Consider the following 14,971-nt stretch of genomic DNA (forward strand, 5'->3'; position numbering starts at 1 on the left):
TTATCTCCTTACCATGTGATTAATGGGTCCGTGCCCATGTCCTAAATTTAAGCCATCGGCGATGGCGTCGAAAACGTACTCTTTGCTCAGCTTCACGGCTTCCTCAGGCGAATAGCCTAAGGCTAAATGGGATGTGATGGCCGAAGACAGGGTGCATCCCGTACCGTGCGTATTGGGATTGTCCAGCATAGGCTTTTTGAAGCGGTGTACTTCCCCGTCGTAGAGAATGTCCACGGCATCTCCCAGCCCGTGGCCCCCTTTTACGAGAGCCGCCACGTCGTAATCTTCGGCGATTTTTTTCGCCGCCTCGATCTGTTCGTCGATGGTGGTGATTTTTTTTGAAATAAGCCGCTCCGCCTCGGGAATATTGGGCGTTACCAAGGTGGCGATGGGCATTAAAACTTCCTTCAGCGTGGCTTCCGCCTCTTCTTTTAAAAGAGGAGATCCGCTGGTTGCCACCATGACCGGGTCCAGTACTACGGGGCCTTCATAATCTTTTAAATTGTCGGCAATGGTTTTTATAATCTTTTCCGAAGACACCATGCCGATTTTTACGGCATCCGGGGGAATGTCTTCCATAATCGCCGTCATTTGCGAGGCCACCGCTTCAGGAGACAGGTCGTAAACAGCTTTTACCCCCGTGGTATTTTGTGCAGTTATGGATGTAATGGCCGATGTGGCGAAGACGCCCAGGACCGTCGCCGTCTTTATATCGGCCTGAATTCCCGCGCCGCCTGAGGAATCGCTTCCTGCAATGGTCATCATGGTCTTCATTTGGCAACCTCCCAGCGTCTTACTAATTCTTCCGCCGCGGCTTTCGGGTCTTCCGCCGATGCAATGGCGGAGACGACGAAAAATCCGTCGACGCCGGTTTCCACTAAGGATTTCATATCTTCCGCCTTGACGCCGCCCCCGATGGTAATGGGCAGGGGCGAAATGGAAACGAGTTTTTTAATTTCATCGAGGGTGCGGTAAATGATATTGCCCTCATCGTCCAAGCCGCAATCTCTCTTGGTCGCCGTTTCGTGGAGAGGGCCGGCGCCGAAGTAATCCACGTCTTTAAAATTCCCCTCCCGAACATAGCGGGTCAGATCGCCGGTAGGAGCGGAAAGGCCGATCACCGCGTCTTCTCCCAGATATTTTCTGCAGACCGACACGGGAATATCCGTCTGACCCACGTGGATGCCGTCCACTTTCGCCCCGGCTTCCCGAGCGGCGAGAGCCACGTCCAAGCGGTCGTTGATCAGGAGAGTTACCTCGTCGGATTTTCCCATGGTCTTCAGAAGATCCGATACTTTCACGGCGAGGGCGATCATTTCTTTTGCGCTGGCTACCTTACTTCTGATTTGCACGCAGGTAAAGCCCGCTTCCACGGCGTCCCGCACAATGTCCGATACCGGGCGGCCCAATGTATTTTCCGGGCCGACGACGAGATATTTTTCGATGCTGAAGGCCATTACAATACCTCCATTTCGCAGTTTGCAATGTCCTCTCCCGCTAAATTGGAAAGGGCGTCGAGGAAGGCTACTTTAAAGCTTGCCGTTCCCTTCGCCTCCCTTTCTGCTATTTTCCCCGCCACATTATAGGCGTTGGTTGCGGCGAGGGCGGCGGTAAAGGGATCGGTTACCGATGCATAAACGGCACACACGCCCCCTAGGGAACAGCCGCTTCCCGTAATGCGGGCGAAATATTCGCTTCCGCCGAAGGAGCGCACCGTACGTTCGCCGTCGGTTACGATATCTTCTTTCCCCGAAACGCAAACGGCGCCGCCTGTGAATTTAGCCAAGGCTTCCGCCGAGGCTTTGGCACTTTCCACCGTATCCGTGGAGTCCACGCCGCGAACAGAGCCTTTATCGGAATCGATAAGACCCCACATTTTCGCGAGACTGATAATTTCCGAGGCATTGCCCCGCACGATTTTCGGCGGATACTCCTTCATATCCGACAATAGCTTCGTGCGCAGCTCGCCGACGCCGATGGCGACGGGATCCAGTACATAGGCGGATTTTTCGTAGGCTCGCTTGGCCGCGGCGGCCATGGTGTCGCCGTGAGAAGGCATGAGCGTACCTACATTGATGTAAATACAGTTTGCGATTTCGGCCATTACTTCCCCTTCATCGGGCATGTAGACCATGGCGGCGGAACCGCCTACGGCGATCTGCGCATTGGCGACGAAATCGATGGTGACAAAATTCGTAATCGAAGGGGCCATGGGCCCGGTGGCTCGTACATCGTCTCCCGCTTTGACGAGAGCTTGTTTGATTTCTTTCATTTTGAACCTTCCTAGCACAAAAAAAGAAGTACCTTCTCCGTTGAGAAGATACTTCTTGCCATGTTCATATCATATTCCACGCATTCCTACGCGAGTATTAACTCACAGGTTCATAGGGTCAGGTTCTACCTTCTCAACGTCAAAGTCCCCCTTGCATATATTCGATTAAGGAAACCTTACCACCGAGAAAGTACTTTGTCAATAAAGGGCCACTGATTTTGAACACGCCAAATAGGCAACGGATATTCAAAAATACCTCTTCGTCGCCTTAATTTTATTTTTCTTTCACCTTTTCAAATGTGTAGCGGAAACGGCCTTCGCTTTTCTTTCCGTATTCGATAGCTTCCACCGGGCAGTAATTGATGCAGGCCATACAGTGGGTGCAGCAATCGAGCCAAGTCGGCCGCCCTTCTTCCATAACTACATTGGCGAGGGCGCATCGCCTTTCACATTCGCCGCAGCCGATGCAATTGTCTTTTGCGTAAAATTTATCCGCCTTTACGAAAAGACTGTAATAGATTCCGTTAATAGAGGACAATACTTTGCCCGTCCACGATGAAGAATTTTTTTGATTCTCCCCTTTTTCTATTGTGTGGGCCACGTCCCGGATTTTGTTCTCCGCCTTTTGAATAATTTCTCGCGATTCTTCCGCCCCGGGCGCATCGAACATGGCGATGTAATTTTCAGGCATCGCCACGGAAAAGGTCCCTCCGTAGGGCACGCCGAGTTTTTCGGAAAGTTTCTCGGCATAATGGGCGGCGTTTCCGGGTGTCGTGCCGTAGGTCAATACAAAGTACGCTTTCTTCGCCGAAATAGAAACTCCGCACAGATAGTCTTCCACGATCCGCGGCATGCGATAACAATAGGTCGGCGTCACCACGATCATGGCGTCGTCTTGAATACCGTCCATATCTCCGGTTTTTATTTTTTTGCCGAGATCCACCACGCTCATTCCCAGTTTTTCGCCGAGCACTTCCGCCACGTGGCGACTGTTTCCCGTGCCGCTGAAATAATAAATCATTCCACTCCCCCTTTACAAGGAGTATAGCATATTACACGGTTTCCAGGAGCTTTCGAAGTTCTTTTACTGCCCGCTCCGGATCTTCCGCATATTGAATGGCCGACACGACGCAGATTCCGTCCATGGGAAGGCCCTTTAATTTCGGGAGCGTCTCTTCGTTAATGCCGCCGATGGCGAAGACCGGCACCTCCACGGCACTCTTAATGGCCCTGAAAGTTTCGAGACTCGTAGGCCTGGTGATGACCTTCGTCTTCGTGGGGAAGAGCGCCCCTGTACCGAAATAATCCGCCCCTTCCTCGGCCGCTTCGCGGGCCCGCTCCACACTTTTAACGGAGGCGCCGATAATGGCGTCGTTCTCTAGAATTTCTCGGGCTACGGAAATGGGTAAATCATCCGCCCCGAGGTGAACGCCGCACCCGGCGGCGAAGGCCACATCGATGCGATCGTCGACGATAAGGGGCGTGTCATATTCGTCCGCCATGGCTTTTAATTCCCTTGCCAAGCGGAGCACCTCTTTATCGCTTCTGTTTTTTTCCCGGAGTTGAATGTAGTCCACGCCTCCTTTAAGAGCCGATTCCACGGATCGGAAGAAGTCTTTCTCCTCTTCGAAGGCTTCTGAGTTTGTTACAAAATAGAGCTTCTTCATAGGCGAATATAATCGTTCCGGAGGACGTAGAGCCCTTCCTCCGCCAAATCTTTTTCGATTTCATCCAGGGTACGATTGTCGGCGATGACAAATTGCTCTTCCCCTTCGTCTTCTTCGTGCTCTTCCGTGCGGCGGCCGATACCCGTGTCCACAGAAGCGGAAATTTTCGTGGCGCCGTAATACATGGCCTTGTCCCTAAATTCCTTCCGCTCCCTCGTAGAGATAGTCATAGAGGCGAAGGGCATAAAGATTCGAATGGCCAAAATGAATTGCATGAGCTTTTTCTCGTCGATGCGATTAGTATTGTCCACATCTTCCGCACCGTGGGTGGGGCGAATTCTCGGGAGGCTGATGGCGATTTCCAGATGGGGATACTTTCTCTGAAGTAAGAAAGCGTGAAGCCCCATAGAGTAGGCGTCTCTCAAAGGATCGCTCAGCCCGAAGAGAGCGCCGAATCCTACGCCGCGCATGCCGCCCATGGCCGCCCGCTCCTGAGTGTTCATGCGGTAGATCATGCTCCGCTTGTGGCCGTGGGGATGGTAGTAGGAGTAGCTCTCCGGATCGTAGGTTTCCTGAAAGACGGTGACGAAATCTGCCCCCGCCTTTTGAAGACGCTCATAGTCTTTAACATTGGCGGGATAGATTTCAAGACTTACGACGCGGAAATATTTTCTCGCCAGCCGAACGGCCATTTCGATGTATTCGATGGGAGAAAATTTATCCGATTCACCGGTTAAGATCAGAACATCTTCGATGCCTTCGGCGGCCAGGGCCTTCATTTCGTTTTCGATCTCTTCTTCCGTAAGCATGGCCCGTTTAATGCCGCTTTTCGAATTAAAGCCGCAGTAACGGCAGCCGTTTTCGCAGTAATTGGCGATGTAAAGGGGGGAGAAAGAGTTCACATTGTCGCCGAAATATTGGCGGCGCAGCATGCGCGCCTTGACGGCCATTTCGTCTAAAAATTCTTCCGCCACATCGCTCAGTAAGACATAGTAGTCGTCGGGGGTGAGGCGATCTTTTTGGAGCACGGCCCGCACATCGGCCGGCGTAACGGTCCGCTCCCGTTGTTCTCTATAAGATGCTTCGATTTTGTCAGGGATCTCTTCGGAAATTTGATCCATGTCGGGAAGATAATCCCGCACGTCTTTTCCATTAGTAGGCATAGTCCACCTCTTATTCGAAGAAATCTCTCAAGGGAGAAGAGGGATCGGCGCCGCGATCCAAAACGCGACCGGGTTTGGAAAGATATCCCAAACGGCCCGCTTCAATTCCCTTTTTAAATGCTTCCGCCATTAAAGTAATATTCGATGCCGTGGCGATGCCGGTATTGGCCATAATGGCGGCGACGCCCATTTCCATGGCTTCCGCCGCTTGAGAAGGTCTGCCGATGCCGGCGTCCACAATGACGGGAAGGTCGATTTCATCGACGATGATTTGAATGAAATCTTTCGTGGAAAGTCCTTTATTACTCCCGATGGGGGCGGCCAGGGGCATAATGGATGCGGCGCCGGCGTCGCGCATATCTCGGGCGTAGTTCAGGTCGGGATACATATAGGGCAGGACGACGAAGCCTTCTTTTGCGAGAACTTCCGTGGCCTTTAAGGTTTCCGCATTGTCGGGAAGGAGGTATTTGGAATCCCGCATAATTTCGATCTTTACGAAATTTCCGCAGCCCATTTCCTTGGCGAGACGGGCGATGCGAATGGCTTCATCGGCATTTCTCGCGCCGCTGGTATTGGGGATGATCGTTACCTCTTCAGGTATGTAGTCTAAAATATTTTTAACATCGGCGGTGTTGGCCCGTCTTAAGGCCACGGTAATCATTTCGGCGCCGGCACATTCTACGGCGGCGTCGATTAATTCCGGCGCATATTTTCCCGATCCTAAAATAAAGCGAGAGGTAAATTCCTTATTGCCTAATGTCCACTTATCCATTTTAATACTCCTTTTTAAGAATTAATTCCAGTACTACGCTGCATTCCATGGCGGCGATGGCCATAACCTTCGGAATGTAGCAATCATTTCTGTCTTCTCCCTGAAAATCGCCCACAACATGTATATGCCCGAGATCTCGTCTCGAGAGTTCGCCGGAGGGGCCGGCCACGCCGGTGGTGCAGATGTAGGGTTTCTCTCTTCCCGCGAAAAAATCGTAGGCCATTACTTTCGACGACACCGTGTCGAAAGCTTCGATAAAAATATCCCCTTCTTCATAAACCGACGAAAGGACATTTTCGTCTACCAATTCATTGCGGGGCTCGATATCAACATAAGGTAGAAGCTCTTTAATACGCTCCGCCGTGGTTTCGGCCTTCATCTTTCCGATGTCACTTACGCCGTAATGTTGGCGATTGAGATTCGACGGCTCCACGATGTCGAAGTCGTAGATTATAAGACTACCCACGCCCAGGCGGGCGAGCATATGGGCCGCATTGCTCCCGAGGCCTCCGGCGCCTAAGATCACCACTTTTACATTTTCAAGTTTGTCGTTAATCTCTTCAGATTGGCGCTGAAGCACCGCCTCCCGTTTAACCTCCACCGGTAAAAGAAAACACCTCCAAAACATCCTCGTCTTCCACCGTCGTGGCGTCGAAATCCACGCGGCGAATTAATTCCTTATTTTTTTCCAGGGCTACCGCTTCGGGATCGAATCCCGCTTCTAAAAGCACCCGGCGCAAAGGCTGTGGGCCATTTAATTTAAAGGTCTTGCCGTTGATCTTCATGGTCACCTCCTTATAAAAAAAAGCACGAAGAAACTACACCCGCGGTGGTGTACCCCTTCGTGCTTTGCACTCTGTATAAGAGTCTACCATATATTTTGCTGTCGTCAAGAGTGATTTATTTTCGTCCCCAACCTCGTATCCTTCCAACTGTCGGTTGATGCGAGATTTGCTCCACGGATTCCTCGTCTTCTTCGGATCCTCAAAATTATTATAAATTGAAAAACTCTCTGTCAATTTGGACTGAGAGTTTTTTATTTTACACCGTGCCCTTCTGTACAATAAAGTCGTAAAATGAAATTCTTTTTCCCATGATTGTTTAATAAAAAATAATCTTTTCCTTTTTCTTTTTCCCTCCGAAATTATTTTTAAAATAACGAAGATTTTTTGCAAAAATCTCTTCCTTTTTTCTTTCATAGAGGTATAATGTATGCAATAGAAATAATATTATATTTTGATATTGGAGGTGGCTTATGTCATTGATGGATTTATTAGTGAAGGTGGATACTTTCCTGTGGGGCGTTCCCCTTATGGTCTTGTTGCTCGGCGCAGGTATTATTTTAACTATTCGCACCCGCTGTGTTCAGTTGAGACAGTTCCCTTACATTATGAAAAATACCCTCGGGAGAATGTTTCACCGAGGAGAAATTGAAGAGGGAGCCATCTCCCCGTTCCAAGCTCTTTCTACCGCTCTCGCCGCTACGGTCGGCACAGGTAATATCGTCGGCGTATCCGTCGCTATTTTAGGCGGTGGCCCCGGCGCCGTATTCTGGATGTGGTTCGCCGCGTTCTTCGGAATGTGTACGAAGTTTTCCGAAGTTAACCTTTCCATTGCCTATCGCGTGAAAACCGATGTAGGCTATGCCGGCGGCCCCATGTACTACATAGACCGCGGTCTTCATAAACCTTGGCTCGGCAAGATCTTCGCATTTTTAGCTGCCGTAGCTACTTTCGGACTCGGCTGCTCGGTACAATCTAACGCCATCGCCGGTACGCTGAAATCTTCTTTCAACATTCCCCCATTCTTAACCGCCGTCGTCATTACCATTTTAACTGCTGTCGTCGTTATCGGCGGTATCAAGTCCATATCGAGAGTAACTGAAAAACTCGTTCCCTTTATGGCGGCATTTTACATTCTCGGCGGACTTTTCATTATCTTTTCAAACATTGGCAATCTGCCCGGCGCTATCCGCGATATCTTCGTCGGAGCTTTTAATCCTCGTGCAGTGGGTGGCGGCGCCATCGGTTTTACCATTATGACAGCTATGCGAAGCGGTATCAGCCGCGGCGTCTTCACAAATGAAGCCGGCCTAGGTTCTTCGCCTATCGCCCACGCTACGGCATCCACCGACCACCCGACCCGTCAAGGTCTTTGGGGCGTCACGGAAGTTTTCCTCGATACCTTTGTCGTATGTACCATTACCGCTCTCGTTATCTTAACTTCCGGCGTTATGGAACTTGGAGAAGTAGATGCTTCCGCCCTCGTCGCAGAAGCCTTCTCCTTGCACTTCGGATTCGGACGCTACATCATCTCCATAGGTCTTTTGCTCTTCGCTTTCTCCACCATTTTAGGTTGGGAGTTCTACGGCGAAACTTCGGCCCGCTATTTAGTCGGCAAACGCATCGGCGCTCCCTACAAAGTCCTGTTCCTCATCTTGGTCTTCTTAGGTTGCACCATTAAATTAGACATGGCATGGGAAGTTGCCAATATCTTAAACGCCTTAATGGCTATTCCTAACTTAATCGGCTTAATCGGCCTTTCCGGCGTCGTCGTCGCACTTCAAAAAGACTTCTTCAGAGACGATCGTATCCGCAAATCTCACGACGAATACAAACACTTAATAAAATAAGCCCTTATTAAGGCTTAAACCCCTCCTTCCCAAATGGGCGGAGGGGTTTTTTATTGCAGTTCGTAATAGAGATCCAGCCCACCCGTTCCCTTTAAGGCCACGAGGGAAAATTCGTGGCGATCGCTTATACCGCGCACGTGAAAGGTGGCGAGGTTTGGCTCTTCTTTCAAAATGCTTTCGTAGCCGAAGGTAATGCCTACGCCGCGTTCCACGAGCTTTGTAATAAGGGGCAAACTGGAGCAAGTAATAATGCGCTTAAAATCGGCGACATCGTAGCCTTTATAGCGGAGCTTTTGCTCCAAGATTTCTCTGGAGCCGGAGCCCGGTTCCCGAAGGAGCAAACAACTTTTACCTAATTCTTCGATATCCATAACGGTTCCCGCCAAAGGATCGTCGGGAGCGCAAAGGCCCGTAAAAAGGTCTTCTGTCAATACCTCGTAATCGAATTCGCTTTTCGAAAAGCGCCCCTCGACAATGAGAAAGTCCAAGTGGGCGTTCCTGAGCTGATCCAATAACATTTCCGTATTGTCGATAATGATGGCGAAATCATTGCCTCTCCCCTTCATCATGCGGCTCAACTCTTCTACATAGGCATAATTTCCGATGGTTTTCGTAAGGCCGATGCGGATCTTTTTTAGGGGCGAGGCGCGAAACCCGTCTACTAAATCCCGATAGTTTTTTTGAAGTGCCCGTGCGTAGCTTTCCAGCCTCTCCGCCTCTTTCGTCATAGAAAATTTTTTACCGTCGTAGCGAAAGAGTTTGACCTCGAATTCTTCTTCCAGGGAATGGATATGCTTCGTAACGGCGGGCTGGGTAATGTGAAGATTTTTAGACGCTTTGGTGTAATTGCGCGTATCGATAACCTCTAAAAAGGTGGTAAGTCGCGTGTCCATAGTTCCTCCATAACGTTTTGTTATTACAATATAATAATTGATAATTTTATTTTATTTTAACCCTATGGGATAATAATGACAACAACGAAAGGAGTATTACTTAATGAAAACTATCCGCTCTATTTTCCCCGGGGTCTTACTTACCCTTCTGATCGCCATTATCGCGCGATTCCTCGAAAGCCTTTTGCCCATGCCTTTGATCAGCGCGTCGGTTATCGCCCTCTTTATCGGCATGATCTGCAATCATTTTATCGGCGACGACCACGTCGTGCATAAAGGCGCTACCTTCACTTCGAAAAAATTGCTCAAGCTGGGCATTATTTTGCTGGGCGCCTCCCTCAATATCGCTACAGTCTTCCACGTCGGCCGCCTATCCTTGTCGGTTATGGTCTTTACTCTTCTCACCTGCTTCGGCCTGGGCCATTTTTCCGGTAAATTCTTCGGCCTGAACTGGAAGATGTCCAATCTTATCTCCGCCGGTACGGGGATTTGCGGCGGAAGCGCCATCGCCTCCATCGCACCGGTTATCGACGCCGACGATTTAGATGTCGCCTACGCCATGAGCGCCACCTTTATTTTCGACATGGCCATGATCATCGCCTTCCCCTTAATGGGTAGAGCCCTCGGCCTTTCCGACATGGCATACGGTCTCTGGGCAGGTACCGCCGTCAACGACACCTCTTCCGTCGTGGCTGCAGGGTTCGCTTTCTCAGACGCCGCCGGCGATTTCGCAACCATGGTCAAACTCACCCGTACCCTCGTCATTATTCCTACAGTTTTAATCTTCGCCGTTATCGGTGCCCGGGAAAAGGCGAAACAAAATATTCAAGACGGTGGAAAAAAAGTTTCCATCACCAGCGTCTTCCCCTGGTTTATCCTAGGCTTCTTAGCCTTTACCGCCATTAATTCCCTGGGCTTTATCCCCGAAAATGTAAGCCAAGGTATGAAATTCGTAAGTAAATTCTTAATGGTCATGGCTCTTGCGGGTATCGGCCTGAAGACATCTTTAAAAGACATGAAAAATTCGGGTACCGGCCCCATGCTTCACGGCTTCGTCATCTCCGCCCTGGTGGTTATCGTCGCCATTACCGTGGAATACTTCATGGGACTCGTTTAAATTTTATGTAAAAATCGAGAGAGGTTAACACCCTCTCTCTTTTTATGCGATAATAGAAGCAGTAACTGTAATAAGAGAGGAGATTCATTTTGAAACAACATTTTGACTACATCGTCATCGGCGGCGGCAGCGGCGGAAGCGCCACGGCCAATCGCGCCGCCCAATACGGCGCCAAAGTCGCCATCGTGGAAGAAAAAGATTTCGGCGGCACCTGCGTCAACAGAGGCTGCGTGCCGAAAAAAATCTTCTGGTATGCATCGGATATTCGCAGAACCCTGGAAAAAGAATCGGGTAATTACGGCTACAATCTAGGCGACTGGAGCTTCGATTTTAAGACCTTGAGGGATTCCCAACAAGGCTATGTAGGCCGCGCACGAAACAGTTTCGAATCGGGACTTGAAAATAACGGCGTCACCAAACTTCTCGGCAAGGCGCAGTTTAAAGACGGCCACACGATTATCGTCGAGGGCGAAGAATACACCGCCGATCACATTACCATCGCAAGCGGCGCCCACCCGAACCCCTGTAAACTTCCCGGGGCGGAACTCGTAGAGTATTCCGACGATTTCTTTACATGGGAAGAACTTCCGAAGACCCTGGCCATTATCGGCGGCGGCTATATCGGCACGGAACTTTCCGGCTTTTTGGCGGGTATGGGCGTGGAAACCCATCTCCTCGTGCGGAAAAATCGTATCCTCAGAAAATTCGATCCCTTTATTACCGACGCCGTTACGGAAGAACTTGAAAAAGGCGGCGTCAACATTCACTTCAACACCTCGTCTAAAAGCTTTAAGCGTGTAGAGGGCGGCATCGAGATCACCTACCAAGACGACACCACCGCCGTCTTCGAGAAGGTCCTTTGGGTCGCCGGCGTCAAGCCGAATATTGAAGGGCTCGGCCTGGAAAACACGAAAGTGGAAGTAGACGAAAAGGGCCGTATCGTAAGCGACGCCTTTGAATGTACGAAGGAAGAAGGGGTTTACGCCATCGGCGATGTAACGGGCAAATTAGATTTAACCCCCGTGGCCATCGCCGCCGGCCGTCGCCTTTCCGATCGCCTCTTCGGCGGGAAAAAAGACGCCCACTTGGACTATGACAATGTGCCTACGGTCGTCTTCAGCCACCCGCCCATGGGCACCGTGGGCCTCACCTTAAAAGATGCACAGGAAAAATACGGAGAAGACGCCATTAAAAGCTACACCTCCTCCTTTACGGATATGCGCTCCTCCGTGTCGGGGAATCCTCAACAATGTAAAATGCTCCTCGTCTGTGCGGGAGAAGAGGAAAAAATCGTCGGCGTTCACGCCATGGGCTTCGGCGTAGACGAAATGATGCAGGGCTTCGGTGTCGCCGTTAAAATGGGCGCCACAAAAGCCGACTTCGACTCCACCGTGGCCATCCATCCCACCAGCGCGGAAGAAATGGTTACTATGCGCTAATTTACAAAAACAAAACGCTTCTATCGAATGAGGTAGAGGCGTTTTTTCTTTGGAAATAAAAAATCCCATCGGCACTTTCGCCGACGAGATTCTCCCTTTATTATTTTCCTACACGGACCGTCATCAGAATGTCGTCGATGCGGTCGTGGGCCTTTTCAAATTTTGCCTTCAATACCTCGTCTTGAATCATCGCCGGGTCGCCCCTGAAATCCGCACCGTAGTAGAGGCCGTCTTTATAGGTGAGGATGACGGGCCAATTATTCCACTCCGTCCGCGGATTTTCCACCCGGGAGAGGGAGAAGAGGAAGCCGTCGCCGCCCGCATCGTCATTGAATTTTTCGTAGAAGCAAAGGGTTTTCTAATGCAAAAAAGCATCTCTTCATCGAGATGCTTTCGCCCTTTGTCGTGTACTTGATTTTAATTTTACATCTTCACCGAGGTCAAGACAGACATAATGCCGTCGATGGCATAGGAGCGGCGGCTCGGTACCTCGCCCTGTTTTCGCGGTTCTTTTTCTTTCAATGTGGCCACCAAATAGTTTCCGTCTTTCGCGCCTAAGAGGAGCTGATCTTTTTTCGGAAACTCTTTGGGGTTTTCTTCCATGGTGCCTAAGATTTCGCCGGTGGCTTTAAACTTAAAAGCGATGCTGCCTTTGCCCTTTACCACTTCCACCCCTTCAATGCCGTCTTCCGGCCAATCCCAGGTAATGGCGGGATCGCTTAGGGTTTCTTTTTGGGTGATATCGCTGTATGCCAAGTCCTTCCGGTCGAAGGTGCCTAAGATGAGAAGATGTTTCTCTTCATCGTAGCAGACGGTTTTTTTCTGCGACTCAAAGACCTCTTCCATGTTTACATAGCGCTTTTCGCCTTGGCGAAGCAGGGTATCCTTTCGAATGGGAATTTGAATGATTTTTCCCGATATGGTTTTAAAGGACACATTGTCTTTGTCTTTCACGGGAAGGTAGCATGCCTTTTCCATGACCACCTCTTCGTCGATAAATGACTTGCCGTTTTTTTCGATGTAGTCCGACGCGTCCAAGAGTTGCCCGCAAAAAATCACCCGGTCCACGGTTCGCGATGTCGGCGCGTCTTTTTGGGGATAGCTTCCCACGGTGACGATGCGCGCCTTCGGCATCCATTGAACAGGAAGGCCCGTGGCCTCGCCCAGGTAGCGGATCGGAATAAAGGTACTATTCTTCTCAAGATAGGGAGCTACGTCCATGGCCGCCTCCTTGCCGCCCATGCGGTAAGCTTTCTTTCCGATGGTCATGACCACGGCTGAATCACCCTTCGTTAAGGTGACTTCTTTTTTGTCCCCGTTCCATGCCACGGTGTAGCCCAACTCTTCAGTGACCGCGCGCAGAGGCAGGAAGGTGCGATTGTAGCGAATGGTGGGCGCCGCCTCTTCAGTAAAAAGCTCCCGGCCGTTGACGTAAATCGCGATGGGATCCGGCCCCTTCGCCAGAGCCACCGAGGGAAGGAGCAGGATGCAGAGTAACAATGTGGCTAACTTTTTCATAAATGCCTCCTTAAATAATTCTACGCGAGAGCGCACGTCATTCTACACTTCACGTAATCTCTTTGTTCTGACGGATGTTTTCGACAATTCATTCGAATCACCGGTCCAAAACAGAAAAATTTAGGGTTATCTGTATTTTATTATACCCCCCCAATAATTTTTCAATGCTTTTACGTGTAGGACATTGTTCGCCGCGGTCTTATGGAATTTTTTCCTTCCAAACAAAAAAGCGCCGGTTTCCCGACGCTTCATATTTGTTTCCTTATTTCTTTAAAGCTTCCGCCATTTCTTTTGCCATTTGACGGCATTTTTCGAAGTCTTCGTCGCCGGGAAGTCCCATGACGTCGACGGTAGTGGGAAGGACTTCCCATTTACTTTGTTCGGCGAATTCCGCAAATTTCTTTTCGGCGCCGCCGCCCCAGGTGTAGTTGGTGAAGGTGCCGAGAACGTGGTTTTTCATCTTTTGTTTCTTAAGCACTTCTACGAGGTTTTCCATGGGAGGGAAAAGGCCTACATTGTAAGTGGGGCAACCTAAGATAATGCCCTTATAGTTCCAGGTTTCGCTGATAAGGTAGCTGAGGTGGGTCTTGGAAATGTCGCGAATGCGAATATTGCGCACGCCTTCGTCGGCAAGAGCACGGGCGATGGATTCAGCGACAAATTCAGAGTTGCCGTACATGGAACCGTAGACGATGAGGACGCCGTCTTCTGTTTTTTGTTCGCTTAAATCGCTGTATAAGCCGACAATGCGGCCGATGTTTTCGCGCCAAACCGGTCCGTGGTCCGGGCAGATCATTTTAATGTCCAGGCCTTCGAGCTTTTTAAGGGCGCGGATAACTTGTACGCTGTACTTGCCGACGATGTTGGTGTAATAGCGAATGGTTTCTTCGCGGTATACTTCCCAATCTAATTGATCGTCGAAGATGGCGCCGTCTAATGTGCCGAAGCCGCCAAAAGCGTCTTGGCTGAAAAGAATGCCCGTCTCTTCTTCGAAGCAGACCATGGATTCCGGCCAGTGGACCATGGGAGTGGTGTAGAAGGTAAGTTTACGTTCGCCGATTTCCACGGTTTCGCCGTCTTCTACGAGAACGACATTTTCTTCGCCGATGTTGTAGAAGTTGCTCATCATCTTGACGGCTTTTTTATTGGTAATGATTTTGATCTCAGGGAAACGTTCCACAACCGACTTCAAGGAAGAGGTATGGTCGGGCTCCATGTGGTTGACGACGACGTAATCTAAGGGACGTCCGTCTAACACTTCGGAAATATTATCCATAAATTCGCGAACGGAGTCGATTCTTACGCAGTCGATAAGGCAGGTTTTGCTGCCGCCATCGAAGAGATAGGAGTTGTAGCTGATGCCGTCGGGCAGGGGCCACATGGCTTCAAATAAGTGGGTGTAGCGATCGTTGACACCGATGTAGTGCAAGTGATCATTAATCTTAACAATTCTCAAATTTCCCATAATATCACCTTTCTTTTAGTTTATTTTATCTCA

16 protein-coding genes and 1 riboswitch are annotated in these 14,971 nt (G+C 50.0%); of the genes, 4 read left to right on the forward strand and 12 right to left on the reverse strand.

Going from position 1 to position 14,971, the window contains the following annotated elements; translation table 11 throughout:
• From thiD to thiS, 9 genes are all read right to left on the reverse strand, one after another.
• Positions 1–774: a bifunctional hydroxymethylpyrimidine kinase/phosphomethylpyrimidine kinase gene (thiD, locus tag PEPTYR26121_RS05680; protein WP_180500121.1), complete on the reverse strand. Its 774-nt coding sequence runs from the start codon at positions 772–774 to the stop codon at positions 1–3.
• Positions 771–1,457, reverse strand: coding sequence for a thiamine phosphate synthase (locus PEPTYR26121_RS05685; protein WP_180500123.1), 687 nt, complete (start codon positions 1,455–1,457; stop codon positions 771–773). The genes thiD and PEPTYR26121_RS05685 overlap by 4 nt, the downstream gene beginning before the upstream one ends.
• The gene (gene thiM / locus PEPTYR26121_RS05690; protein WP_180500125.1) at positions 1,457–2,272 is read right to left on the reverse strand and encodes a hydroxyethylthiazole kinase; all 816 of its coding nucleotides are present in this window, start codon (positions 2,270–2,272) and stop codon (positions 1,457–1,459) included. Before thiM ends, PEPTYR26121_RS05685 begins: the two co-directional genes overlap by 1 nt.
• 66 nt (positions 2,273–2,338) lie before the next feature.
• Positions 2,339–2,434, reverse strand: a riboswitch (TPP riboswitch).
• A gap of 112 nt (positions 2,435–2,546) precedes the next feature.
• Complete coding sequence (locus tag PEPTYR26121_RS05695; RefSeq protein ID WP_180500126.1) at positions 2,547–3,293, reverse strand: EFR1 family ferrodoxin; 747 nt, start codon at positions 3,291–3,293, stop codon at positions 2,547–2,549.
• 31 nt (positions 3,294–3,324) lie between these two features.
• Positions 3,325–3,939: a thiamine phosphate synthase gene (gene thiE, locus PEPTYR26121_RS05700; protein WP_180500128.1), complete on the reverse strand. Its 615-nt coding sequence runs from the start codon at positions 3,937–3,939 to the stop codon at positions 3,325–3,327.
• Positions 3,936–5,102, reverse strand: a complete 1,167-nt coding sequence (thiH, locus tag PEPTYR26121_RS05705; RefSeq protein ID WP_180500130.1) for a 2-iminoacetate synthase ThiH — start codon at positions 5,100–5,102, stop codon at positions 3,936–3,938. The genes thiE and thiH overlap by 4 nt, the downstream gene beginning before the upstream one ends.
• 10 nt (positions 5,103–5,112) lie before the next feature.
• On the reverse strand, positions 5,113–5,874 hold the full coding sequence (locus tag PEPTYR26121_RS05710) for a thiazole synthase (RefSeq protein WP_180500132.1): 762 nt from the start codon (positions 5,872–5,874) through the stop codon (positions 5,113–5,115).
• 1 nt (position 5,875) lies between these two features.
• Complete coding sequence (thiF, locus tag PEPTYR26121_RS05715; RefSeq protein WP_180500134.1) at positions 5,876–6,475, reverse strand: sulfur carrier protein ThiS adenylyltransferase ThiF; 600 nt, start codon at positions 6,473–6,475, stop codon at positions 5,876–5,878.
• Positions 6,465–6,659 (reverse strand): sulfur carrier protein ThiS, encoded by a 195-nt coding sequence (thiS, locus tag PEPTYR26121_RS05720; RefSeq protein ID WP_180500136.1) that lies wholly within the window; start codon positions 6,657–6,659, stop codon positions 6,465–6,467. The genes thiF and thiS overlap by 11 nt, the downstream gene beginning before the upstream one ends.
• Before the next feature lie 476 nt (positions 6,660–7,135).
• Here thiS and PEPTYR26121_RS05725 point away from each other — a divergent pair, with 476 nt between their 5' ends.
• Positions 7,136–8,506, forward strand: coding sequence for an alanine/glycine:cation symporter family protein (locus PEPTYR26121_RS05725; RefSeq protein ID WP_180500303.1), 1,371 nt, complete (start codon positions 7,136–7,138; stop codon positions 8,504–8,506).
• Between the two features lie 50 nt (positions 8,507–8,556).
• Here the strand turns inward: PEPTYR26121_RS05725 and PEPTYR26121_RS05730 are convergent, their stop codons facing one another.
• Complete coding sequence (locus PEPTYR26121_RS05730) at positions 8,557–9,399, reverse strand: LysR family transcriptional regulator (protein WP_180500138.1); 843 nt, start codon at positions 9,397–9,399, stop codon at positions 8,557–8,559.
• Between the two features lie 103 nt (positions 9,400–9,502).
• Here PEPTYR26121_RS05730 and PEPTYR26121_RS05735 point away from each other — a divergent pair, with 103 nt between their 5' ends.
• The 3 genes from PEPTYR26121_RS05735 (at position 9,503) to PEPTYR26121_RS05745 (ending at position 12,370) form a co-directional block, all read left to right on the forward strand.
• A complete protein-coding gene (locus tag PEPTYR26121_RS05735) occupies positions 9,503–10,516 on the forward strand; it encodes a YeiH family protein (protein ID WP_180500140.1) in 1,014 nt (337 codons plus the stop codon).
• Positions 10,517–10,605: 89 nt separating this feature from the next.
• Positions 10,606–11,955, forward strand: coding sequence for a glutathione-disulfide reductase (gene gorA, locus PEPTYR26121_RS05740; RefSeq protein ID WP_180500141.1), 1,350 nt, complete (start codon positions 10,606–10,608; stop codon positions 11,953–11,955).
• 49 nt (positions 11,956–12,004) lie between these two features.
• Entirely contained in the window at positions 12,005–12,370 is a 366-nt protein-coding gene (locus tag PEPTYR26121_RS05745; RefSeq protein ID WP_180500143.1) for a hypothetical protein, read from the forward strand.
• An 8-nt stretch (positions 12,371–12,378) separates the two neighbouring features.
• On the opposite strand, the gene PEPTYR26121_RS05750 is transcribed toward PEPTYR26121_RS05745, so the two are convergent.
• The gene (locus PEPTYR26121_RS05750; RefSeq protein WP_180500145.1) at positions 12,379–13,473 is read right to left on the reverse strand and encodes a copper amine oxidase N-terminal domain-containing protein; all 1,095 of its coding nucleotides are present in this window, start codon (positions 13,471–13,473) and stop codon (positions 12,379–12,381) included.
• Between the two features lie 262 nt (positions 13,474–13,735).
• Positions 13,736–14,938: an FprA family A-type flavoprotein gene (locus PEPTYR26121_RS05755; RefSeq protein ID WP_180500146.1), complete on the reverse strand. Its 1,203-nt coding sequence runs from the start codon at positions 14,936–14,938 to the stop codon at positions 13,736–13,738.
• Positions 14,939–14,971 lie beyond the last annotated feature (33 nt).

This window comes from Aedoeadaptatus nemausensis, assembly GCF_903819165.1.
Classification (GTDB): Bacteria; Bacillota; Clostridia; order Tissierellales; family Peptoniphilaceae; genus Aedoeadaptatus; species Aedoeadaptatus nemausensis.

What these genes read in the sequence shown, in the direction of transcription:
- thiD (WP_180500121.1), bottom strand. Translation starts at nt 774, where the DNA reads ATGAAGACCATGATGACCATTGCAGGAAGCGATTCCTCAGGCGGCGCG.
- PEPTYR26121_RS05685 (WP_180500123.1), bottom strand. Translation starts at nt 1,457, where the DNA reads ATGGCCTTCAGCATCGAAAAATATCTCGTCGTCGGCCCGGAAAATACA.
- thiM (WP_180500125.1), bottom strand. Translation starts at nt 2,272, where the DNA reads ATGAAAGAAATCAAACAAGCTCTCGTCAAAGCGGGAGACGATGTACGA.
- PEPTYR26121_RS05695 (WP_180500126.1), bottom strand. Translation starts at nt 3,293, where the DNA reads ATGATTTATTATTTCAGCGGCACGGGAAACAGTCGCCACGTGGCGGAA.
- thiE (WP_180500128.1), bottom strand. Translation starts at nt 3,939, where the DNA reads ATGAAGAAGCTCTATTTTGTAACAAACTCAGAAGCCTTCGAAGAGGAG.
- thiH (WP_180500130.1), bottom strand. Translation starts at nt 5,102, where the DNA reads ATGCCTACTAATGGAAAAGACGTGCGGGATTATCTTCCCGACATGGAT.
- PEPTYR26121_RS05710 (WP_180500132.1), bottom strand. Translation starts at nt 5,874, where the DNA reads ATGGATAAGTGGACATTAGGCAATAAGGAATTTACCTCTCGCTTTATT.
- thiS (WP_180500136.1), bottom strand. Translation starts at nt 6,659, where the DNA reads ATGAAGATCAACGGCAAGACCTTTAAATTAAATGGCCCACAGCCTTTG.
- PEPTYR26121_RS05730 (WP_180500138.1), bottom strand. Translation starts at nt 9,399, where the DNA reads ATGGACACGCGACTTACCACCTTTTTAGAGGTTATCGATACGCGCAAT.
- PEPTYR26121_RS05735 (WP_180500140.1), top strand. Translation starts at nt 9,503, where the DNA reads ATGAAAACTATCCGCTCTATTTTCCCCGGGGTCTTACTTACCCTTCTG.
- PEPTYR26121_RS05750 (WP_180500145.1), bottom strand. Translation starts at nt 13,473, where the DNA reads ATGAAAAAGTTAGCCACATTGTTACTCTGCATCCTGCTCCTTCCCTCG.
- PEPTYR26121_RS05755 (WP_180500146.1), bottom strand. Translation starts at nt 14,938, where the DNA reads ATGGGAAATTTGAGAATTGTTAAGATTAATGATCACTTGCACTACATC.